The 22,154-nt window shown below is 57.8% G+C and carries 21 protein-coding genes; 5 read left to right on the top strand and 16 right to left on the bottom strand.

Features of this window, described 5'->3' with window-relative positions:
• Positions 1–32: 32 nt before the first annotated feature.
• Positions 33–236, top strand: coding sequence for a twin transmembrane helix small protein (locus tag OQ460_RS00315; protein ID WP_410019966.1), 204 nt, complete (start codon positions 33–35; stop codon positions 234–236).
• Between the two features lie 21 nt (positions 237–257).
• On the opposite strand, the gene OQ460_RS00310 is transcribed toward OQ460_RS00315, so the two are convergent.
• The 4 genes from OQ460_RS00310 to coxB are packed head-to-tail and all read right to left on the bottom strand — an operon-like array spanning position 258 to position 4,528.
• Complete coding sequence (locus OQ460_RS00310) at positions 258–1,145, bottom strand: cytochrome c oxidase subunit 3 (RefSeq protein WP_410019965.1); 888 nt, start codon at positions 1,143–1,145, stop codon at positions 258–260.
• A gap of 34 nt (positions 1,146–1,179) precedes the next feature.
• Positions 1,180–1,731, bottom strand: coding sequence for a cytochrome c oxidase assembly protein (locus OQ460_RS00305; protein ID WP_410019964.1), 552 nt, complete (start codon positions 1,729–1,731; stop codon positions 1,180–1,182).
• 21 nt (positions 1,732–1,752) lie between these two features.
• Positions 1,753–3,342, bottom strand: a complete 1,590-nt coding sequence (ctaD, locus tag OQ460_RS00300) for a cytochrome c oxidase subunit I (RefSeq protein ID WP_410019963.1) — start codon at positions 3,340–3,342, stop codon at positions 1,753–1,755.
• A gap of 58 nt (positions 3,343–3,400) precedes the next feature.
• Complete coding sequence (coxB, locus tag OQ460_RS00295; RefSeq protein WP_410019962.1) at positions 3,401–4,528, bottom strand: cytochrome c oxidase subunit II; 1,128 nt, start codon at positions 4,526–4,528, stop codon at positions 3,401–3,403.
• Between the two features lie 368 nt (positions 4,529–4,896).
• On the opposite strand from coxB, the gene OQ460_RS00290 reads away from it, so the two are divergent.
• Positions 4,897–5,544 carry a hypothetical protein gene (locus OQ460_RS00290; RefSeq protein WP_410019961.1) on the top strand — a complete coding sequence of 216 codons (648 nt, stop codon included), beginning with the start codon at positions 4,897–4,899 and terminating at the stop codon, positions 5,542–5,544.
• 22 nt (positions 5,545–5,566) lie between these two features.
• Here the strand turns inward: OQ460_RS00290 and OQ460_RS00285 are convergent, their stop codons facing one another.
• The 9 genes from OQ460_RS00285 to prlC form a co-directional block, all read right to left on the bottom strand.
• Positions 5,567–7,117 carry a SulP family inorganic anion transporter gene (locus tag OQ460_RS00285; RefSeq protein WP_410019960.1) on the bottom strand — a complete coding sequence of 517 codons (1,551 nt, stop codon included), beginning with the start codon at positions 7,115–7,117 and terminating at the stop codon, positions 5,567–5,569.
• Between the two features lie 83 nt (positions 7,118–7,200).
• On the bottom strand, positions 7,201–7,932 hold the full coding sequence (locus OQ460_RS00280; protein WP_410019959.1) for a carbonic anhydrase: 732 nt from the start codon (positions 7,930–7,932) through the stop codon (positions 7,201–7,203).
• A 230-nt stretch (positions 7,933–8,162) separates the two neighbouring features.
• Positions 8,163–9,221: a PA0069 family radical SAM protein gene (locus tag OQ460_RS00275; RefSeq protein WP_410019958.1), complete on the bottom strand. Its 1,059-nt coding sequence runs from the start codon at positions 9,219–9,221 to the stop codon at positions 8,163–8,165.
• 527 nt (positions 9,222–9,748) lie between these two features.
• Positions 9,749–11,032, bottom strand: coding sequence for a c-type cytochrome (locus OQ460_RS00270; RefSeq protein ID WP_410019957.1), 1,284 nt, complete (start codon positions 11,030–11,032; stop codon positions 9,749–9,751).
• A gap of 12 nt (positions 11,033–11,044) precedes the next feature.
• On the bottom strand, positions 11,045–12,817 hold the full coding sequence (locus tag OQ460_RS00265) for a GMC family oxidoreductase (RefSeq protein WP_410019956.1): 1,773 nt from the start codon (positions 12,815–12,817) through the stop codon (positions 11,045–11,047).
• 14 nt (positions 12,818–12,831) lie between these two features.
• A complete protein-coding gene (locus tag OQ460_RS00260) occupies positions 12,832–13,578 on the bottom strand; it encodes a gluconate 2-dehydrogenase subunit 3 family protein (protein WP_410019955.1) in 747 nt (248 codons plus the stop codon).
• A 244-nt stretch (positions 13,579–13,822) separates the two neighbouring features.
• Positions 13,823–15,904 (bottom strand): M3 family metallopeptidase, encoded by a 2,082-nt coding sequence (locus OQ460_RS00255; protein WP_410019954.1) that lies wholly within the window; start codon positions 15,902–15,904, stop codon positions 13,823–13,825.
• Between the two features lie 42 nt (positions 15,905–15,946).
• Complete coding sequence (locus OQ460_RS00250) at positions 15,947–16,219, bottom strand: YheV family putative zinc ribbon protein (RefSeq protein WP_410019953.1); 273 nt, start codon at positions 16,217–16,219, stop codon at positions 15,947–15,949.
• A complete protein-coding gene (prlC, locus tag OQ460_RS00245) occupies positions 16,216–18,267 on the bottom strand; it encodes an oligopeptidase A (RefSeq protein ID WP_410019952.1) in 2,052 nt (683 codons plus the stop codon). Before prlC ends, OQ460_RS00250 begins: the two co-directional genes overlap by 4 nt.
• Positions 18,268–18,368: 101 nt before the next feature.
• Between prlC and OQ460_RS00240 the strand changes: the two genes are divergently transcribed.
• Both OQ460_RS00240 and OQ460_RS00235 read left to right on the top strand, forming a co-directional pair.
• Positions 18,369–18,911, top strand: a complete 543-nt coding sequence (locus OQ460_RS00240) for a gamma carbonic anhydrase family protein (RefSeq protein WP_410019951.1) — start codon at positions 18,369–18,371, stop codon at positions 18,909–18,911.
• Positions 18,908–19,567 (top strand): HAD family hydrolase, encoded by a 660-nt coding sequence (locus tag OQ460_RS00235; protein ID WP_410019950.1) that lies wholly within the window; start codon positions 18,908–18,910, stop codon positions 19,565–19,567. The genes OQ460_RS00240 and OQ460_RS00235 overlap by 4 nt, the downstream gene beginning before the upstream one ends.
• A gap of 80 nt (positions 19,568–19,647) precedes the next feature.
• Here OQ460_RS00235 and OQ460_RS00230 read toward each other — a convergent pair whose 3' ends face one another.
• Positions 19,648–20,691 carry an aminopeptidase gene (locus tag OQ460_RS00230; protein ID WP_410019949.1) on the bottom strand — a complete coding sequence of 348 codons (1,044 nt, stop codon included), beginning with the start codon at positions 20,689–20,691 and terminating at the stop codon, positions 19,648–19,650.
• A gap of 104 nt (positions 20,692–20,795) precedes the next feature.
• Here OQ460_RS00230 and OQ460_RS00225 point away from each other — a divergent pair, with 104 nt between their 5' ends.
• On the top strand, positions 20,796–21,224 hold the full coding sequence (locus tag OQ460_RS00225; protein WP_410019948.1) for a hypothetical protein: 429 nt from the start codon (positions 20,796–20,798) through the stop codon (positions 21,222–21,224).
• On the opposite strand, the gene OQ460_RS00220 is transcribed toward OQ460_RS00225, so the two are convergent.
• Positions 21,225–21,464 (bottom strand): DUF1161 domain-containing protein, encoded by a 240-nt coding sequence (locus OQ460_RS00220; protein WP_410019947.1) that lies wholly within the window; start codon positions 21,462–21,464, stop codon positions 21,225–21,227.
• Positions 21,465–21,606: 142 nt separating this feature from the next.
• A complete protein-coding gene (locus OQ460_RS00215) occupies positions 21,607–22,038 on the bottom strand; it encodes an OsmC family protein (protein WP_410019946.1) in 432 nt (143 codons plus the stop codon).
• Positions 22,039–22,154 lie beyond the last annotated feature (116 nt).

The raw sequence follows: 22,154 nt of genomic DNA, 5'->3' as shown, positions 1-22,154 counted from the left end.
CCCCTCCAAAAAAAGAGCCCAGGAGCCTGACCATGCTCAAAGCCGCTATTGCCCTGATGCTGATCGCTACCGTTGTGAGCCTGTTCAGTGGCTTGTTTTTCCTGGTCAAGGACGAGGGCCACTCCAATCGCCTCGTCACTGCCTTGACCGTACGTGTCGTGCTGGCCGTGATCACTCTGGCGCTGATCAGTTGGGGCTTCTTCAGCGGCCAACTGGTGTCGCATGTCCCTTGGTAAATAGAGGCCGCGGCAAACGCGTCAAAGTACGTAAACGAAGAAAAACAGGCCGATCCACACCACGTCTACAAAGTGCCAGTACCAACTGGCCGCTTCGAAACCGAACTGATGTTCGGCATTGAAATGCCCCTTCAGGATGCGCATCAACATCACGAACAGAATAATGGTGCCGATGGTTACGTGGGCGCCGTGGAAGCCAGTCAGCATGAAGAAGGTCGCGCCATACACCCCGGAGCCCAAGGTCAGGCCCAGCTCCTTGTAGGCGTGGACGTACTCCTCAACCTGGAACCCGAGAAATGCCACCCCCAGCAACACGGTAAGCGCCAGCCAGATTTTCAGCGCGCCCCGATGCCCCTTGCGCAAGGCGTGGTGGGCGATGGTGATGGTCACGCTGGAGCTCACCAGCAAAATGGTGTTGACCAACGGCAAGCCCCACGGGCTGATGGTGCCTTCGGGCGCCGGGAACAGTTTCGGGTCCGGATTGTTCAGCAGCGGCCAGGCGAACTCGAAATTCGGCCACAACATGTGCGCAACACCCTTCGATCCCTCACCGGCCAGCCAGGGAGCAGACAGGTGGCGCACATAAAACAGCGCACCAAAGAACGCGATGAAAAACATCACCTCGGAAAAGATGAACCACGTCATGCCCCAGCGAAATGAACGGTCCATTTGCGCGCTGTACAGCCCGGCCCGACTCTCCTTGATCACCGCGCCGAACCAGCCAAACATCATGTAGGCCAGCAGCAACCCTCCGACGAAAAAGATCAGCGGGCCGTGGGATTCCGGGCGGACCGCCTTGAGGTCGTTGAACCACACACCCAGGCCATACACGCTGATCAACATCCCAAACGTGGCAATTATCGGCCACTTGCTTTGCGCTGGTACGTAGTACGTATCATGATTCGACATGTATTCGTTCTCCTAATCGAGCCCGCAGGCACGCCTAGCCGCCGGGATGGACAGCCACGGGCGGTTGGCGCTCGGTGATATCGAACAGCGTGTAAGCCAGGGTCAAGTGCTTCACGTTCATGGGCATGTCGCGGTCAACAATGAACCGCACCGGCATCTCGATACGCTCCCCGGGCTGCAGCACTTGCTGGGTAAAGCAAAAACACTCGGTCTTGTGGAAGTACATCGCCGCTTCCGAGGGCGAAATGCTTGGGATCGCCTGAGCCGTCATCGGCTTGTCCGTAGGGTTGAAGGCGACAAACACCATCTCGTTGACCGCCCCCGGGTTGACCACGATTTCGTCCGCCTTGGAGTGAAATTCCCAGACCATATCGATGGCATTGGTGGACAGAAACTGCACCCGCACCTGGCGTGACTGATCAACAACCTGCGAGCCCTCGTACTGCCCGGCCGTCTTGCCGTTGATACCGAACGCGCTGCACATCACGTCATAGATCGGCACCAGGGCAAACCCGAAGGCGAACATCCCCAGCACCAGAATCAACAGGCGCGTAACCAGGCGCCTGGTCGGCAGGGACTCAGCCATGCGCGCCTCCCATCCGAATGTTCATTTGACCTCCGGCGGGGTGGTGAAGGTGTGGTACGGCGCCGGCGAAGGGACGCTCCACTCTAGGCCTTCGGCACCATCCCATGGCTTGGCTGGCGCGGGCTGGCCGCCACGAATGCATTTGATGACGATGAACAGAAAGAAGATCTGCGTGGCCCCGAACATGAAGGCGCCAATGGACGACACCATGTTGAAATCGGCGAACTGCAGGTTGTAGTCCGGCACCCGGCGCGGCATACCCGCCAGCCCCACGAAGTGCATGGGGAAGAACGCCATGTTCATTCCCACGAAAGACAGCCAGAAATGCAGCTTGCCCAGGGTTTCGTCATACATGTGGCCGGTCCATTTCGGCAGCCAGTAATACGCCGAAGCGAAGATCCCGAAGATGGCCCCCGGTACCAGTACGTAATGGAAGTGCGCCACCACAAAGTAGGTGTCGTGGTACTGAAAATCCGCCGGGGCGATGGCCAGCATCAACCCGGAAAAGCCACCGATGGTGAACAGGATCACGAAGGCCACGGCAAACAGCATCGGCGTCTCGAAGGTCAGCGAGCCCTGCCACATAGTACTGACCCAATTGAACACCTTCACCCCGGTAGGCACTGCGATCAGCATCGTGGCGTACATGAAGAACAGCTCACCCACCAGCGGAATGCCAACGACGAACATGTGGTGCGCCCAGACGATAAACGACAGGAATGCGATGCTCGCCGTGGCATAAACCATCGAGGTATAGCCAAACAGCGGTTTGCGCGAGAACGCCGGAATAATCGCGCTGACGGCGCCGAACGCCGGCAGGATCATGATGTAGACCTCGGGATGGCCGAAGAACCAGAACACGTGCTGGAACAACACCGGATCACCACCGCCGGCTGCACTGAAGAAGCTGGTGCCAAAGTGAATATCCATCAACATCATGGTCACGCAACCGGCCAGTACCGGCATCACTGCGATCAGCAGGAACGCCGTGATCAACCAGGTCCAGACAAACAGCGGCATTTTCATCAGCGTCATGCCCGGCGCGCGCAGGTTGAGGATGGTCGCGACCACGTTGATCGCGCCCATGATCGAACTGACGCCCATCAGGTGAATGGCAAAGATAAAAAAGGTCACGCTTTCCGGAGCGTAAGTGGTGGAGAGCGGGGCGTAGAACGTCCAGCCGAAATTGGGCCCGCCACCCGGTGAAAACAACGTCGACACCAACAACAGGAATGCCGCGGGCAGCAGCCAGAAACTGAAGTTGTTCATCCGCGGCAATGCCATGTCCGGCGCGCCGATCATCAACGGGATCATCCAGTTGGCCAACCCGACAAAGGCCGGCATCACCGCGCCAAACACCATGATCAAGCCATGCATGGTGGTCATCTGGTTGAAGAACGCCGGCTCCACGATCTGCAGGCCCGGCTGGAACAACTCGGCACGAATCACCATAGCAAACGAGCCACCCAGCAGGAACATCGCAAAACTGAACCATAGGTACATGGTCCCGATGTCTTTGTGGTTAGTGGTCAGTACCCAGCGCATCAGGCCCTTGGCGGGGCCGTGAGCGTGGTCAGCGGCATGACCGTGGTCATCGATCACAGTGCTCATGGCCTGTCTCCTGCAAACGAGTGGGCGGGACGGTTCAGGGAATACGCAATGAAGGAGGTCATTTGCTTTCCGCCTGTTTAAGTGCCAGCACGTCTTTAGGGGTCACCATGTCACCCTTGTTGTTGCCCCACGCATTGCGTTCGTAGGTCACCACGGCTGCAATATCGACTTCCGAAAGTTGCTTGCCGAAAGCCGCCATCGCGGTGCCGGGCTTGCCGTGGTAGACGATACCCAGGTGCTCGGCCACAGGCCCGGTGGCGATTTTCGAGCCCTTGAGGGCCGGAAACATCGGTGGCAGGCCTTGACCCTCGGCTTGGTGACAGGCCACGCAGGCGGTGTGGTAGACCTTGTCGCCACGGGCCACCAACTCTTCAAGCGTCCACTCCTTGGATGTCAGCTCCTTGAGCTTGGCAGCCTCTTCCTTGCGCTCGCCCAGCCAGGTTTCGTAGTCAGCCTTGGACTTGACCTCCACCACAACCGGCATGAAGCCGTGGTCCTTGCCGCACAGCTCGGCGCACTGGCCACGGTAGATGCCAGGCTTCTCGACTCGGGTCCAGGCCTCGTTGACGAAGCCGGGGATGGCATCGCGCTTGACCGCAAAGGCCGGCACCCACCAGGAATGGATGACGTCGGCTGCCGTCACCAGGAAGCGCACCTTGGCACCTACCGGCAACACCAGCGGCTGATCGACTTCCAGCAAGTAGTGCTCACCCTTGTCGGCCTTGTTTTGAATCTGCTCGGCGGGCGTGGCCAGGTTGCTGAAGAACTCGACATCCTGTCCCAGGTATTTGTAATGCCATTTCCATTGGTAGCCGGTGACCTGGATATCGATATCCGACTCAGTGCTGTCGTAGATGTTGATCAGGGTCTTGGTCGCCGGAATGGCCATGACCACCAGGATCAGCAAGGGCACGACGGTCCAGAGGATTTCCACCGTGGTGCTCTCGTGAAACTTGGCCGCCACCTGGCCGGTGGAGCGTCGATGGACAATCATCGACCAGAACATCGCGCCAAACACGATGATGCCGATTACCACACAGATCCAGAAAATGGTCATGTGCAAATCGAACACGGCGTGACTGACTTCAGTGGCCCCTGGCGTCATATTCACCGTCCAGGCGGCCTGCGCCTGGCTGAATACCGACCACAAGAGTAAGCCCATCCAAACATGTGGATGTCGCGTCATTGCGGGTTCCCCTTATCGTTCTTGTTATCCCGCCGGTTTGCACCTGCGGCCAAGGGGGCGGCTTCCAAACTGCTTGCATCCGCCAAGCCTTGCCTGCTTATGTGCAGTCGGGCGTCATCAGCTAATTGCGTACAAACCCGAGTATAGACAGCGACTGCGACCCCGCAATGTGTGAGGACAAATCAGTAAAAAAGGACGAACGGTCGAGGCCTGACTGAAGATTCGGCGCCTATCCGACGAACGATGGCCTTTCGATATAACGCGGACGCATAACCATGAAATAATTATGACAAATGCGTCTTAGGGCCTCGTATAAACGAGCTACCTTATGCAGTCCCCTTTCCTACGCCTGTATTTCTGGAGCTTTCATGAACACCGCCGCATTGCGCGAGCAGATTTCCCGTGCCCATCAACACGAAGTCTCCACTGGCCAATTGGCCAAGCAGCTGGACCAAAAATTGCCGCACCTGCATTCGGCCATTTCCCTGGCTGAAGGTGATCGCAACGTGGTGATGACACGCTTCGTTACGGCCTATATCGATTTGGTCCCAGACTTGCTGGATGCAGCCAACGACGTCGCCCGCGAAGCCGGTATTGAAAGCCAGATCAAGCCGGTATTGAAGATCGCCGAGCACTTCTTCCTCCAGCCGCCCGCCATCCTCGAGGGCCATGAAGGCTTGGACAGCCTGTTGGACGAGGCTTACCTGGCCCATCGGTTAGTGGAAGAAGTAAACGATCTGTATATCAAGCATTTCGGTCAGCCGTTGATTCCGGCAGACACTACCGTCGCCAACCTGATCGCTCATCAGCTGATCGGCGAAGCATTCGCCAATCAGTTGGACGAAGCCGTACACCTGGCGGTTGATGAGATGCTCAACGAAGAAAGCTTCGCGCTGGAGTCGGTCGAAGCCTACCGCGACAAGCTCAAAAGCCCTGACACGGAAGCCGCTTGGAAGCGCTGGCCGTGCCTGTCGCGGCAACTGGGTGTGGAGTTGGAGCTTGATCAGCCAGCGTAACCTTCTTTGGAGAGGGCCGCGCCTACACAGGTTCAGCGGCCGCTGAACCAAGCCCGGTGTTCGTCCGCACCCGGCCTTCCAGCCTGCGTTTCAAGCCTCGCGCCTCAATCACCAACCTGGAACCCTTCGCCGTATTGGCGCGCGCCCACTCCTCCAGCAATTCCAGGCAGGAATGGTCGATGTAGCTCAGGTTGTTGAGGGGTACATGCACGGTAATCCCTGCAGGTACCGTCGACAGCACCCGGGTCAATGCCGGCACTTTCAGAAAGGTCGCTGCACCGCTCAGGCGCAGCTCCATCTCGCCATCCTGAGGCAGGTCGACCAGGCTGACTTTCAACCGCGATGCCTTAAATGCCAGTTTGAGCAATGTCAGCCCGAAGCCTACCAGCACACCCGTGAGCAGGTCGGTGAAGATGATTGCCAACGCCGTGGCGGCATAGGTAAACATCGGCATCCGGCCATATCGCCCCAGTGCCCGGAAAGCCTTGAGATCTACCAGCTTGACGCCGGTGTACACCAACACCCCCGCCAGGCTCGCCACCGGAATGCTTTGCAGCACACTGGACAACAGCAACACAAAGCCCAGCAGCCATAACCCGTGGAACATCGCTGACAACCGCGTAGTTGCACCTGCCTGGACATTCGCCGAGCTGCGCACAATCACCCCGGTCATGGGCAACGCGCCGACCAAACCACAGAGCATGTTGCCTACCCCCTGGGCGGACAATTCCTTGTCGAAGTCCGAGCGCTGGCCGCTGTGCATCCGATCGACCGCCGCCGCCGAGAGCAGGGTTTCGGCGCTGGCGATAAAGGCCACCGCGAAAGCAGCAATCAGCAAGCTAGGATCAGCCAGGTTCAGCAGATCGCTGGGACGCAGCCAGTCGATGGCATCGGCGAGGTTTTCCGGTACTTCGACGCGTTTGACCTGCAAAGCCAGCGCCAGGCTGGTCACCGTCGCAAGGCCTACTCCGAGCAAGGCCCCCGGCACAAAGCGGAGCTTTTGCGGGCGAAATTTGTCCCACAACCACATCACCAGAATCGTCGCCAATCCGAGCAAACCAGCTTGCCAACCCAACCCGCCGCCTACAGAGGGAATGGCCTGGACCACCGCAGCGGGGAAGCCTGCGAGGTTGTCCAGGCCAGAGGGTTTCGGCGCCGCATCCAGCATTACATGGACTTGTGACAGGACAATCAACACCCCGATCCCAGCCAGCATTCCATACACCACCGCTGGGGCGGTCACGCGGAACCAGCACCCAAGGCGCAAGCGTCCCGCTACCAGTTGCAGGAAGCCCGCCAGTAGCAGAATGGGCCCGAGCATGAGCATGCCGTGCTGGCGCACCAGCTCGAAGACCAATACCGCCAAACCAGCCGCCGGGCCACTGACTTGCAGGGGCGAGCCGGCCATCCAGCCAACCACCAGGCCACCGATGATCCCGGTAATCAAACCTTTGGCCGGTGGCATCCCCGAAGCGATAGCGATGCCCATACACAGAGGCAGGGCAACCAGAAACACCACCACGGACGCCAACAGCTCCCGCGGCAATACAGCTTTCAATTGAGCAGCACGCATAATGACTCTCCCGAGGCATTCGCCGGGCGCGGCAATGCCTGGCTGCTCAATGGCAGCCATCGCGTTACCCGGCGGGAAGATTTTTAGAAGCGCGCTTTAGGCGTCGCCGAAGGGATCGATTCGGTACCGTTCAACGGTCGAAACGCCGATTGATCCGCATCGTAGGCCCGGATTTCACTGGTCTCGATGTTGTAGATCCAGCCATGGATAAACAAATGGCCATTTGCCATGCGCGAGGCCACCGACGGATGGGTGCGCAAGTGCTGCAATTGGGCGATGACATTCTCTTCAGTCAGTACCTTCATGCTTTCGCCTTCGTTGGCGCAGTCGCAGTTGTCCTGCACCATGGTCTTGGCAACCTCGGCATGACGCAGCCAGGCTTTGACTGTGGGCATTTTTTCCAGACTTTGGGGGTTGAGTACCGCGCGCATGGCGCCGCAGTCCGAGTGCCCGCACACAATGATGTGCTGCACGCCCAAGGCCAGTACCGCGTACTCGATGGCCGTGGAAACACCACCGTTCATCTGTCCATAAGGCGGCACGACGTTGCCGACGTTACGGGTAACGAACAAATCGCCAGGGGAGCTTTGGGTGATCAATTCCGGCACGATGCGCGAATCGGCACAGGTGATGAACATCGCCCTTGGGCTCTGGGCCGTGGCGAGCTTCTTGAAGAGTTCTTCCTGCTGAGGGAAAACCTCGTTATGGAAGTGCATAAAACCATCAACGATATGCTGCAGCGCTGCATCGGCGGACTCCGCCTCGTGAGGGGCTGAAGCCGACGCAGCCAACGGCTGTTTATCCTTGTCACTCATGATTCATCCTCTTTGGTTGGAGCGGGGGAGTCTTCCCATTCAGTTTGACGCGCCACCTGTGAAATAGTTGAAAAAACTACACACCCGGCGACGCGGACTCATTGGTCACTCCATGAACAAGGTATCCGCCGAAACTTAACTCAAACTGAATAAACCGCTCTAACTCGCGGCTTTCAGTGATATCAAAACACAACTACCCGAACCGGGCCCTGCTACATATTTGCGTAAGTCTACAACAATGCCATCTGCCTGCCGGGGGGACAAAATGCCGTGCAGTCCAGATTAAATCCTTCCCGGCGATTGAGCCCTAATCGCTTGATCGCCTTGGAGAATCGTTGTGCCAGCAGATCGGCAAATGGCCCTTCGCCGCGCATGCGTACACCGAAGCGACTGTCATACACTTCACCACCGCGTACCTGACGCACCAGGCTCATCACATGGGCCGCCCGTTGCGGGTAATGGGCAGCCAGCCACTCCTCGAACAGCGGCGCCACTTCAAGCGGCAGCCGCAACATCATGTAGGCCGCGCTTTGTGCACCAGCAGCGTGGGCCTCGGCCAGCAGGCTTTCCAACTCCCTGTCATTGATCATCGGGATCATCGGCGAACACAGCACGCCCACCGGGATTCCCGCTTCACGCATCACCCGAATGGCCCGCAACCTTGCCTTGGGCGCGGCAGCGCGTGGCTCCAGGATGCGCTTGAGCTCGTCATCCAGGCTGGTGAGACTGATCATCACTGCCACCAGACGCAGTCGGGCCAGCTCCGTCAGCAGATCAAGATCACGCAGGATCAGCGAGCCTTTGGTAATAATCGTCACCGGATGGCGGTAGCGCAGCAGCACTTCCAGGGTTTGCCGGGTAATCGTGTACTCACGCTCGATGGGCTGATACGGGTCCGTGTTGGAGCCAAGGTTGATCGGTGCACAGGTATAACCTGGCTTGGCCAGTTGCTGCTCCAGCACTTGGGCGGCGTTGCTCTTGGCGATCAAGCGGGTTTCGAAATCCAGCCCAGGCGACATGTCCCAATAGGCGTGGCTGGGCCTTGCATAGCAATAAATACAACCGTGCTCGCAGCCCCGATAGGGGTTGATGGAGCGATCAAACGGCAGATCCGGTGAAGTGTTGCGGGTGATGATGGTCTTCGCCACCTCGATGCGCACTTCGGTACCCTGGGTCGGCGGGACTTCTTGGTACCAGCCGTCATCTTCCGCTACCGAACTCGTGGGGGCGAAGCGGTTGCGGGGGTTGGCGCCGGTGCCGCGTCCGCGAGGAGACGAAGGAGCATTCATGGTCAAGCCTCGTATACTGTATCTATATACAGTATACGGGAAATTTACTTCCTGCCAGTACCGTCGAGCACTGCGTCTCGTCATCAGGGTTCATACGAGTGCAATTAATACTTCCTACATGTATATAAACAAGTAATAAATCGCGACATATGCACCATGGATAATCTACCAATGACGTCGCTATGATCGCTGCTTAATTCATTAACACTTGCAGGATAGTTATGTCTCAAGATCAAATCTGCTTAACGTGCGAAGACTTCGAAAAAGATAGTAGCCCAGAGATTTTACTAGAGCGTTTTACCGACGGTAATCTTTCATACGCGATGTATGCCTCTTCATCCAATAAAGACGGGCACTACGACACTACCTCGTCCCCAACCGACCTAGACAATGACGGGGACTTTGACGAACAGGACAAGGCTCTATTTTTAAACTTGGCAAATAACTTTGTAAAAACCTGCTTTCGCTTGTAACTAATAAACCAAATACCGGCTTATAGGCAGTACCTATAAGCCCGGTAGGAAACTTTATTTTCCTGAAGTTTTCTCAACCTCTATCTCATCGTCCTTATTTCGCAAGGCGGTCACTTGCGAAGTCTTTACAAGCTCCGCGCTATTACCCCAACTACTTCGGATGAAACTGACTACATCGGCCACTTCCTGATCCGACAGCCGCCAGCCAAAGGCCGGCATGGTGAACGTCGACGGTGCGGCGTGAGTCGCCGGCAGTGTGCCGCCATTCAACACAATGTTGATCAGCGACGTGGCGTCTGCCGTCTGCAATACCGGGTTGCCCGCCAGCGCGGGGAATACGCGGGTATAGCCGTGGCCATCGGTACGGTGGCAGGCCGCGCAGTTATCGATATACACCGCAGCGCCCGGCTTGCTGTCGTCACCTTTCCACAGTGCCTCGGCCACCTGCTTGTCGTACTGGTGAGGCTGATCGTTGGGGTCCACTGCGGGAAGGCTCTTGAGGTAACGGGCAATTGCCGTCAGGTCGTCTTGCGACATGTACTGCATGCTGTGGACCACCACATCACTCATGCCGCCAAACACCGCGCCGCGGTCACTGCGACCGGTCTTTAGAAACTGCACCAGTTGCTCTTCGCTCCAACTGCCCAGACCATCCTTGTGGTCGCCGCGCAGGCTTTTGGCGATCCAGCCCTCCAGCGGCGCACTGCCCGACAGAAATGCATTGCCGTCAGCGGAGCTCAAGGCTTTTTCCTGCATGGTCAGGGCACGCGGGGTGTGGCAGGCACCGCAATGACCAAGGCCTTCAACCAGATAGGCACCACGACTGATCACCGGATCCGCACCTGCCGGGGCTTGATAGCCCGCAACCTCAGGCGCAAACATCCAGCGCCACGCCGCCAGTGGCCAACGCATGCTCAAAGGCCAGGGGATGTCGCTGTCCTTGTTCTCCTGGGCAACCGGCTCCACGCCTTTCATGAAGTATGCGTACAGCGCCTGCATATCGGATTCGCTAACACGCGCATAAGACGGGTAGGGCATCGCCGGGTAAAGAGTACTACCGCTTTTTGCGACGCCATGACGCACAGCCTTGTCGAAGTCTTCAAAGCTGTAGTCCCCCAGGCCGGTTTTGTCCGGGGTAATGTTGGTGGAGTAAATCACCCCGATCGGGGTTTCCATCGGCAAGCCTCCGGCAAAGGGTTTGCCGCCCTTGGCGGTGTGGCAGGCCACGCAGTCACCGGCGCGGGCCAGGTATTCACCCTGTTTGATCAAGTCGGTTTCAGCAGCGCTCACCGAGCAACTGCTGAACAAGGCCAGGGCGGCGATAACAAATGCTTTCATGGTCGTCGCTCCTTATGCCTGAACCAGCGGGCCGGGGTTTTTCAGATACTGCTCGCGAATTGCCCGGGCTGACCAATAGGTCAGCGCTGCCACCAGGCCTGTAGGGTTGTAGCCCAGGCCTTGTGGGAAGGCAGACGCCCCTGGGACAAACACGTTGTGTACATCCCAGCACTGCAAGTAGCGGTTTACCGCACTGGTCTTCGGATCGGTTCCCATGATTGCGCCGCCGTTGAGGTGAGTCGTCTGGTAGGTCGCGGTGTTGAAGTGGTCACCGACCTTTTTGCCCAGCACGGCAATCGCCTTGGGGTTCATCGCCTCAGCAATCTTGCCCATTTTCTCGACCATGAAGCGGTTCATCTTGATGTCGTTTTCCTGCCAGTCAAAGGTCATGCGCAGCAACGGCAGACCGTAGGCATCGCGGTACACCGGGTCCAGATCGAGGTAGTTGCCCCGGTAGGACTGATGCGCACCGTGGGCGTCCATCGACACTTGGTGGGTGTAGTAATCCGCCGTGGCGCGCTTCCAGGCGCTGCCCCAGGCCGGTGTGCCGGGTGGGTTCGACGCGCCGGCAATCGGTCGACTACCCGCCTGGTTGACCCACATCGGCGAACCACCAACGAAGCCATGGGGGCCATGGTCGAAGTTGTCAGCGTTGAAATCATCCACCGCCACGCCATTGCCGCCGGCGCCGATAAAGTTATTGGTATGCACATCCTTGTCGAAATAGGCCTTGATCGTGGCCATGTTCTGATAAGCGAAGTTCTTGCCCACTACACCTTCACCGCTGATCGGGTCGTAGGGCTTGCCGATACCCGAGAGCAGCATCAAGCGCACGTTGTGGAACTGGAACGCGCCGAGAATCACCAGGTCTGCCGGCTGCTCGATCTCCCGGCCCTGGGCATCGATATACGTCACGCCGGTGGCCTTGCTCTTGGTGCTGTCGAGATTGACCTTGAGCACGTGGGAATTGGGCCGCAGTTCAAAGTTCGGCACCTGTCGCAAGGCCGGTAGGATGTTCACGTTCGGCGAAGCCTTGGAGTACATGTAGCAGACATAACCACTGCAAAAACCACAGAAATTACACGGCCCCATCTGTGCGCCATAAGGATTGGTGTACGGCCCCGACGTATTGGCGGACGGCAAGTTGTAGGGCTTGTAACCCACGTCAGCGGCAGCCTTCTGGAACAGTTGGGCCGAGACGGTATTTTTCTGTGACTGCAACGGGAACGGGTTGGAGCGGTCCGGTGCATACGGGTTGCCGCCACGGCCTTCGCCCACCAGTTGCCCTTTGACTGTCCATGCCTGGCCAGAGGTGCCGAAGACTTTTTCGGCATAGTCGAAGAACGGCTCCAGTTCTTCGTAGCTGACGCCAAAGTCCTGGATGGTCATGTCTTTGGGAATGAAGTTTTTCCCATAGCGCTCTTCGTAATGGCTGCGCATGCGCAACTCGATAGGATCAACCCGAAAATGCACACCCGACCAGTGCAACCCTGCACCACCCACGCCGTTACCCGGCAGAAAGGCACCCAACTGACGGTTGGGCAAGGCAATGTCATTCACACTATGGCGAATGGTCACGGTTTCCTTGGAGATGTCCTGAAAGAGTTTTTTACGAATGCTGTAGGTCAGTTCATCAATTACTTGCGGATAGCTGCCGTCCGGATAGGTGTCCTGCATCGGCCCGCGTTCCAGCGCCACCACTTGCAGGCCCGCTTCCGTCAGTTCCTTGGCCATGATCGCGCCCGTCCAGCCGAAACCGACGATCACCGCATCGACTTTTTTCATGATGTTCGCCACGTTTATGCCCTCTCGCCACGGATGGAAACAGCCGGGAAGGGGTATTGCTCGTTGCGTTCCACCCAATCCATGAAATCGGCGCGGGCGCCGGGAAAGCCGATCATGGTCCAACCGACCATACCTTTGTTGCCGCCATGGATCGGGTCGCAAAAGAACCCTTCCTTGGTGTTTTGCAGCAACAGGTTGAAGAAAATATTCGGCGCAACGGCGCCAAAATACGTGGCAGTTTCGCTGCCACCTGCTTCCAGGCGCTTGAGCAAATCATCCTGGGTAGCGCTGTCTTGCGCAGCAAAAGCTTTACCGTTGAACGCCTTCGACCAAGCATCCGTGGCAGCAATACCCAGTCGATAGATCTGCTTGGGCACCAATTTGCTTTGCCAACCCATCTCGGGTGGCGCATCAGCGTTGAACGGACCTTGCATGAACCACAAGGCTCCGCTGGCGTAAGGCGTATTCATCTGACGATCGATGTATTCCGGCGCACCGGCTTCCACGGCGCCTGGGCCTTGGGCGTCAGCGGGGATCAGGCGCGCCACCGCCGCATTGATGAAGGCCCATTCCTCGGCAGTGAAATAGCTCGGTTCATAGGCCTTGTCGCTGACCGGCGCCGGACTGGCCTGCACGGGTTCAGGCGTCGCCATCAGTACCGAGCCACCTAGCCCGGTACTGGCAACAGTGACCACAGGAATCAAGGTCAAGGATTTGCGTAAAAAGTCACGCCGGGGGTTGTCTCGATCTTGATCAGACATGGTGGCACCTCATCATGTGGTCACGGGTTTATCAGCCACTTCAAGGAGCGGCTTGTCGTTTTGGCAGCAAATGGGGCTCAAGGAACCCAAGAGATAGAACACGGCAGCAATTAATAGTTACAAATGATAGCAGGCTAAGGATCGAGCAGGATCGATTCAGCCTGGAAAACTTGTCGATCAACTTGTTTTTGCGTTGCGCTGTGAGCGATCAAGGGCTGGGGGGTTGCAAACAATCACGTCCGCCTTAACCCACGGCGGCCGGCCTCACGCCGAGAAAGGCCTGCAATGAGTCGAGCAACGGGCGCGCGTTTCCCGGAGCCAATACCGCCTCCCGAAACTCGCGCCCCGTTTGCGAGTTGAACAAGCCTTCGTTTTCAAAGCGTCGAAAAGCTTCTTTGGCAAGCACCCCGGACCATCGGTAGGAATACAGAGTGGCCGCATAGCCTTGCATGATGTGTGTCAGTTGATTGGCCGGTCGCCGCGCGGAAAACCCGTGGAGATGGCCAACTTGCGCTACAGCATCGTCAAATACCTGTTTGACGCTGCGCCCATCGCCCCACGTTCTGTGCAGTTCAAAGTCGAATAGGGCGGTGATCAACAACTGGGCCGTGTCCCAGCTGGCTTGAACAGAGATACGGGTCTTTTGTTTTTTCGCCAGGTCGTCCGGCAGCGGTTCGCCGCTCTGGTGATGACGGGACAACCAGATGAGGACCTGGGGATCAAAGCACCACTGCTCCAGGAACTCTCCCATGAATTCCGAAGTGTCCCGCCCGTAGCCCGATACACTCGCTATTTCCCTGCACTCGGCATTGGTAAGCACCTGCTGCAGGCAATGCCCAAACTCATGGAATAAAACCCTGAGCTGATTGTGATCAAGCAAATATGGAAGATCGACACTGTGCATGAAGTTGCACTGCAGGACCGCAATCGGACGCGTCAGTAGACCCTCGGCATTTTTGTGCCGATCACGCAACGCGAAGGTGTTGGGAGCCTGCTCTGACCCGGCACGCCAAAACGGCTCAACGAATATGTAACCCCTGACCTCGTCGTATTCCTTCACCTCGAACAGGCGAACAGACTCGGCCCACGAATCCACATCCATCCGCTCCACGAGCTGAACACCGAACAATCGGTGCAAGAGCTCGCACAAGCGAAAAAGCGTGTCGTCCAACATGAAGTATTCGCGAAAGTGTTCCGGCGAAATATCCGCTACTTGCTGACGAATTTTTTCCGCAAAAAAAGCGTAGTCCCACAGTTTCAGGTCGAAGACTCCATAAGTAGCGGCAACGGCCTGAAGTTGCTGGCGATCACTGGCAAACGCCGCTTGCTCACTTGCCACCTGTTTCTGGAAAAACGTCTGCACTTGACCGGTAGATGCAGCCATCTGCTCTTCAAGTGCCAATTGGGCAAAGTTCTCGTAACCCAGCAGCGTTGCGATCTCGTGACGCCCCGCCAGCACCACCAGCAGGTGGTCGCTATTATCGTACAACCCCGCGTGAGGGCCGATATCTGACGCGAGACTAAAAAACGCCTCACACACTTCCTGACGCAGCGCGCGGTTTTCGGCATCAGTAATCAAACGCCGAAACGTCTCGACTTCCAGCGTGACCAACCACCCCGTCAGCCCTTGCTCACGAGCCTTGGTCGCCATCGCTGCCTTGACGCTGGCCGGCAATCCCGCCAGCAACGTCTCATCTTCGACATGCTTGCTCCACGCGGCAGTCGCTTGAATGAGCAGGTCGATAAAGGCGCTTTCAAGCTGTTCATTGGCGTCTTTCAAGTCAGTCAAACGACCACGGTCGGTGGCAGATAAACTGACACCGGAGAGTCGGTACCGTGACAGAATTTTTTTCAGTACGCGTTGACGTCGTGGGTCGAAGAGCGCGGCTATCGGGCTTGCATCAAGACGCACATAAAGTGCGTACAGCTGCAGATTGACGGCCAGCTCGGCTCTATAGCTATTCAGTTGCAGATGGAAATCGCTGGCAGCATTCTCCCATTCGCTGTCGACGGCAGTCAGCATACTGACCATGCCTTGGGCAAGATCAAGACGGGCATGAACGTCATCCATGGCCAACACCAGATCATCCCACGTAGGGAACAGTGTCTGGGTTTGAATGATTTCATCCACTTGGCGGCGGCTATCGACAATCAGCGCCTCTGCCGCTGGGGCCAAGTGCGCGGTGTGCACCTGCGAGAACGGTGGTAGCTCAAAAGTTTGCAACAACGGATTCTGGTCAAGCATGGGTGCGATCCTTTTCGTCCTTGGACTGGAACGCAAAAGTCTAAGAACAACGCACCCGGACAACGCCATATCTATGTACATCGCCTCGCGCCTGGGTAGCGCGAAAGACGATGTTTGTTTCAGTCAGTCTTTCTTCAACTTGGGATTGGGAAAGAACTGCACTGTCTGCACCTTGGCGTCCGGCGCTTTCAGCGCCGATGTATTGACCCGCGTTCCCAATTCCTTGGGGACTGACAGGCCTTGCTCATTGAGCGTGTCGGAATAACCGCAGGCCACACATTCGCGGTGCGGCACGCTGTCTTCATTCCACATCATCAGCTTGTCCGGCTCACTGCACGCCGGGCAGACCGCCCCGGCGATAAAGCGTCGTTTGGTAATCACAGGCCCTTCACTCATGCTGCTGCGTCCTCACTCAGGCCGCTGTGGCGCAAGAGTGCGTCAATTGACGGTGCACGTCCGCGGAAATCGACGAACAGCACCATAGGTGCCTGGGAGCCACCGCGAGCGAGGATCGCCTCGCGGAACGCACGGCCGGTTTGAGCGTTGAGCACACCTTCTTCTTCGAACTTGGAGAACGCATCGGCCGACAACACTTCGGCCCATTTGTAGCTGTAGTAACCCGCCGCATAACCGCCGGCAAAGATATGCGCGAAACTGTTGGGGAAACGGTTGTAGGCGGGTGGACGCATTACCGAGACTTCGTCGCGCACGCCTTCAAGCACTTGCAATACGCTGCGGCCATCGCCGTGAGTGGCGTGCAGTTCGAAGTCGAACAGCGAGAACTCCAACTGGCGCACCATCATCAGGCCGGACTGGAAATTCTTCGCTGCGAGCATTTTTTCCAGCAAGTCCTGAGGCAGCGGTTCGCCGGTCTCGAAGTGGCCGGAAATCAACGCCAGGCCTTGCGGCTCCCAGCACCAGTTCTCCATGAACTGACTCGGCAACTCCACCGCATCCCAGGCCACGCCGTTGATGCCGGACACACCGGCGTGTTCGACACGGGTGAGCAGGTGATGCAAGCCGTGGCCGAATTCGTGGAACAGGGTGGTGACTTCATCGTGGGTCAGCAGGGCCGGCTTGCCGCTGTCGGCCGGGGTGAAGTTGCACACCAGGTTGGCCACAGGGCTTTGCAGTACACCGTCGCTCGTGCGGCGACGGTCACGGGCGCCGTCCATCCATGCGCCTCCACGCTTGTTGGCGCGGGCGTACAGGTCGAAGAAGAAGCGGCCGACGTGCTCGCCGTTTTCCTTGATTTCGAACAGGCGAACGTCTGGGTGCCAGGTATCGAAACCTTTCTGCTCGGCGATTTCAATGCCGTACAGGCGCTGGACGATGGCGAACAGGCCGCCCAGCACTTTGTCGATCGGGAAGTAAGCGCGCAGGGCTTCCTGAGACACGCTGTAACGCTGCTCACGCAGCTTTTCGCCGTAAAAACCACTGTCCCAGCTTTGCAGGTCCGCACAGCCTTGTTCAGCGGCGTAAGCCTTGAGCTGTCGCAAGTCCTGAGTGGCGAACGGCTTACTGCGCTTGGCCAGGTCGCGCAGGAAGCTGAGCACCTGATCGCTGGACTCGGCCATTTTTGTCGCCAGGCTCAGTTCGGAGAACGAGGCGAAACCCAGCAACCGGGCGAGTTCCTGACGCAGGTCGAGGATCTGTTCCATGATCGGGCCGTTATCATTCTGACCGGCATTAGGGCCTTGGTCCGACGCACGAGTGCAGTAGGCGGCGTAGATTTCCTCACGCAGCGCACGGTCGTGAGCGTAGGTCATCACCGCGTAATAGCTTGGAAACTCGAGGGTGATCAGCCAGCCATCGAGCCCCTTGGCCTGGGCGGCGGCGGCCATTTGTGCCTTGGCTGATTCAGTCAGGCCGGCGAGAGTGGCTTCATCGGTGACGTGTTTGGTCCAGGCCTGGGTGGCGTCCAGCAACTGGTTGGAAAATTTGCTGCCAAGCTCCGAGAGCTTACTCTGCACCTGCGCGTAGCGCTGCTGTTGCTCAGGCGGCAAATCGATGCCCGACAGGCGGAAGTCACGCAAGGAGTGTTCCAGGATGGTTTTTTGCGCCACGTCGAAACCGGCAGCTTCGGGGCTGTTGGCCAGGGCTTCAAACGCCTGGAACAGCTCGCGATTCTGGCCCATCTCGGTAGAGTAGGCGCTCAGTGCGGGCAGGCAGGCCTCGTAGGCTTCGCGCAACTCGGCGCTGTTGCACACGGCGTTGAGATGGCTGACCGGGCTCCAGGCGGCACCCAGGCGGTCATTCAACTCGTCCATGGCCAGGACAAGACCGGCCCAGGTAGGATTTTTACCCTGGGTCTGCAGGATGCCTTCGATGGCGACACGGTTATCGGCGAGGATCTGCTCGATGGCCGGCTGTACGTGCTCGGCACGGATTGCCGAGAACGGCGGCAGGTCGTAGGACTGCAAAAGAGGGTTGTTCGCGCTCACGGTTGGCACCTTGGCTGGAGAAACAGGTAAGACAAAGATGGGGCCATCTTAATTACAATCAACACCCACCGCAGCTATCAACAGAACAGAGAGAGGCTATCGTGACCCTTCGCACCTATCAGAATCACACACCGGCCTTGGGCGCCGGGGCTTTCGTCGACGCTTCGGCGGTGGTGATCGGCGATGTCGAGATCGGCACGGACAGTTCGGTCTGGCCGCTGACGGTAATTCGCGGCGACATGCATCGCGTCCGTATCGGTGCACGTACCAGCGTGCAGGACGGCTGCGTGCTACACATTACCCACGCCGGCCCGTTCAACCCTGACGGCTTTGCCCTGCTGATCGGCGACGATGTGACTATCGCCCACAAGGTCATGCTGCATGGCTGCACAGTTGGCAACCGAATCCTGATCGGCATGGGCAGCATTGTGATGGACGGCGCGGTGGTGGAAGACGATGTGATCATCGGTGCGGGCAGCCTGGTACCGCCAGGTAAGACACTCGCCAGTGGATTTCTATATGTCGGCAGCCCGGTTAAACAAATCCGCCCACTGACTGACAAGGAGCGCGCCTTTTTCACTTACAGCGCCGCGAACTACGTGAAGCTCAAGGACTTGCACCTGGCTGAGGGCTTCGACCGATGAACTTGCATCACCAAACCATTTTGTTCGACCTGGACGGCACCTTGACCGATCCTCGGGAAGGTATCACCCGCTCGATCCAATATGCCCTCGGCAAATTGGGAATCGACGAGCCCGACCTGACCAGACTCGAGCATTTTATCGGCCCGCCGCTACTTCAAGCCTTCATGCAGTTCTATGGCTTCGACGAGGCCAAGGCGTGGCAGGCGGTGAACTTCTATCGCGAACGCTTCAAGGTCACCGGGTTGTACGAAAACCGCGTGTTCGATGGCGTCATGCCGCTGCTGGAGGCGTTGAAAGGCCAGGGGCGCGAACTGTATGTGGCCACCTCCAAACCGTGGGAATTTGCCCGGGAGATCGCCCGGCATTTCGATTTCGCCAAGCACTTCAAGGTGATCTACGGCAGCGAGCTGGACGGCACGCGCACTAACAAGGTCGAACTGATCGCGCACATAGTCAACGAAGAAGGTCTGGACCCTACCAATACCTTGATGATTGGCGATCGCAAGCACGACCTGATCGGCGCGCGCAGCAACGGGCTGGATTCGGCGGCGGTGGGGTATGGATTTGGCAGCTTTGAGGAGTTGAATGCCGAGGCGCCGACTTGGCACTTTGAGACATTAGCCGATATGCACCAGGCGTTTTTGCGGCGCCCTTGAGAGTGTCTTCGCGAGCAAGCCCGCACATTTGACCTGCGTACACCGATCAAAATGTGTGCGGGCTTGCTCGCGAAGATGCCCTAAAGACCAAGACTCTCCAACTGCCTTAACGCCGCCTTGCGCTGCTCTATCGGCATCCGGCCCAACTGTTCCACCGCGCTGTAGAACTTCATCCAATCCCCGCCTTGCTGCTGAAACAGTGCTGCAAACGCCGGCACCCATTGGTCATACAGCCCAAAGGGCAGCAGTCGCGCATTGTTCATCGGCAAGTTCATCCAGGCGTCATAACGCTTGTCACCACCCCATTGGCTGTCGCGCAACTGATGGTATTCGCTGCGCATACGCTCGAACTCGGCCGTCTTGGCCTGGCGCATCACGTCGGCCGCCAGGGGCTGGGCATATAGTTTTTCCAGCCGTTGGCGGGTGTCGAGAATCAAGCGGATAAATTGATCACGCTGTTGCAACATGGCATGACTGGCCGGCGCCAAACCTCGGGCTGCACGCCATTGCCGGGTGCCTTGCTGCTCGACAAAGGTGGCAAACGACTCGTTGAACTCGGTGTCGTCCTTCACATAAAAACGCTGATGGGCCAATTCGTGGAAGATCAGCGTCGCCAGCCGCTCTTCGCCCCAGGCCATCATCGAACTCATGATCGGGTCGTTGAACCAGCCGAGGGTGGAATAAGCTTCGACCCCGCCTATCGACACGTCCATTCCACGTTGCTGCAACAATGCGGCTTCACCCCGCGCCGCGCCCTGATTGTAATAACCACGATAGGCCACGCAACCGGCCACTGGAAAGCAATGGTTCTGTGGCGACAAGGAAAACTCGGACGTGGCAAAGACATTCCAGACGACATAGGGTCGGCCGATATCGGCATACAGTCGGTAACTCTGGTTATCCGGCAAGTGCAGCTGTTGACTGGCAAAGGTGCGCGCTTTTTGGGATTGGGCCAAATGGTCGCGCAAGACCTGAGGCCGTGACGGGTCGGCAATCACCTTGGCCACCGGCTCCCGAGCTTGCAGCAGTTGCAATTGGCCGCTGGCCAGTTGGCTGTAGTAGCTGACACTGGAACAGCCGCCGAGCATCAAACACATCAGCCCCGCACATAAACGCCCGACCATCGCAAACCGCTCCTGGGTAATTGGCCCGCCAGACTAACTTGCTTGTAGGGCGTCTGCAGCCATCGGCGCTATGCTCACCTCATTCCTACCGGTGAGGGCCCGACATGCATCAGTTTTTACTTCCCCTGGCGGTGATATTTCTCAGCGCTTGTGCTTCGACACCCATTCCGCCAGCCGATCCACAACAGGCCTGGGTCGACTTCGCCACCCCGACACCAGGCGCCAAGCTGGTGATGGCGCAACGCCTGGACGGAAAATCGTTGAACGATGGGCGTTACTTCCAGGTGCCGCCGGGCAGCCACGAATTGATGGTGCGCTTTGATTTCGAGGTGCCTTCCGGGGGAGGCCTGGGCGGCGGGCTGAGCCAGCCACAGGACCGGACGTGCTTCATCACCGTGCAATACGACCACTTCGAAGCTGGCCAGCGCTATCGTCTGGAAGGGCGCTCACTGGCGTTTACCCCGAATATCCGGCTGTATAACGCCCAACGTCAGTTGTTGGCAGAAGAGCGCAGCGTCAACTGTATTCCCTGATCAGTCGTCGTTGCGCTGGTAGATGATGCGCTTGGTGCCGTTTTCACACGAGCCGACGATCATCGCGGTGTCATGTTTTTTGGCTTCTTCGGCAGTAATGATTTCGAGGGTGTAGGACGGAATGGCCTTGGCCTGGAGGCCGACCTCAATCTCTTTCCTGAGCTCTTCACAGTCCTTCGGAGCAGCCAGTGCCGACGTGGCCAAAGCACCGCAAATAATCGCCAAGGCAAAACGTTTCATGTGTGAAGCTCCCTAAATGCGCTGCGCACGGTTGTGCGCCAAGGCGGCATGATATGAGACCACATTTGCGAAACGCGAGTTCTGATTAACCTTTGGACAAAAAAGTGGGAGCACACCTGCGCGCTCCCACATGCACCTGCAATCAGTTAACCAGGGTGCCATCCAAGGTAATGGTGGCGTTGAGGACCTTGGACACCGGGCATCCTTCCTTGGCCTTCTTGCTCAACTCATCAAACTGAGCCTGGCTGGCGCCGGGGATCTTGGCCTTGAGGGTCAGATGCACTGCGGTGATCGCAAAGCCGCCCTCAACCTGGTCCAGGGTCACGTCGGCATTGGTGTCGATGCTGTCAGCCTTGAGCCCGGCTTCGCCGAGAATCATGGAAAAGGCCATGGAGAAACAACCGGCATGGGCCGCGCCGATCAGCTCTTCAGGGTTGGTACCCTTGCCGCCTTCAAAGCGCGCCTTGAAGCCGTAAGGGGCTTCACGTAGCACGCCAGTTTCGGTAGAGATGGAACCCAGGCCGGTCTTGAGGTCGCCTTCCCAGTGAGCGGATGCTTTTTTCACAATACTCATAGCTATCTCCCAGTAGTGGTTTTGCGTCAGTAAGGTTCTGAGGATAGATGGGCTGGCAAAGTTCACAAGATAGGAAAAACCGAGTGAAGCAGTAGGAAATTTCACATCCTCTATTG

This window comes from Pseudomonas imrae (assembly GCF_046352735.2).
Classification (GTDB): domain Bacteria; phylum Pseudomonadota; class Gammaproteobacteria; order Pseudomonadales; family Pseudomonadaceae; genus Aquipseudomonas; species Aquipseudomonas imrae.
This window is presented reverse-complemented; position numbering and strand designations above follow the sequence as displayed.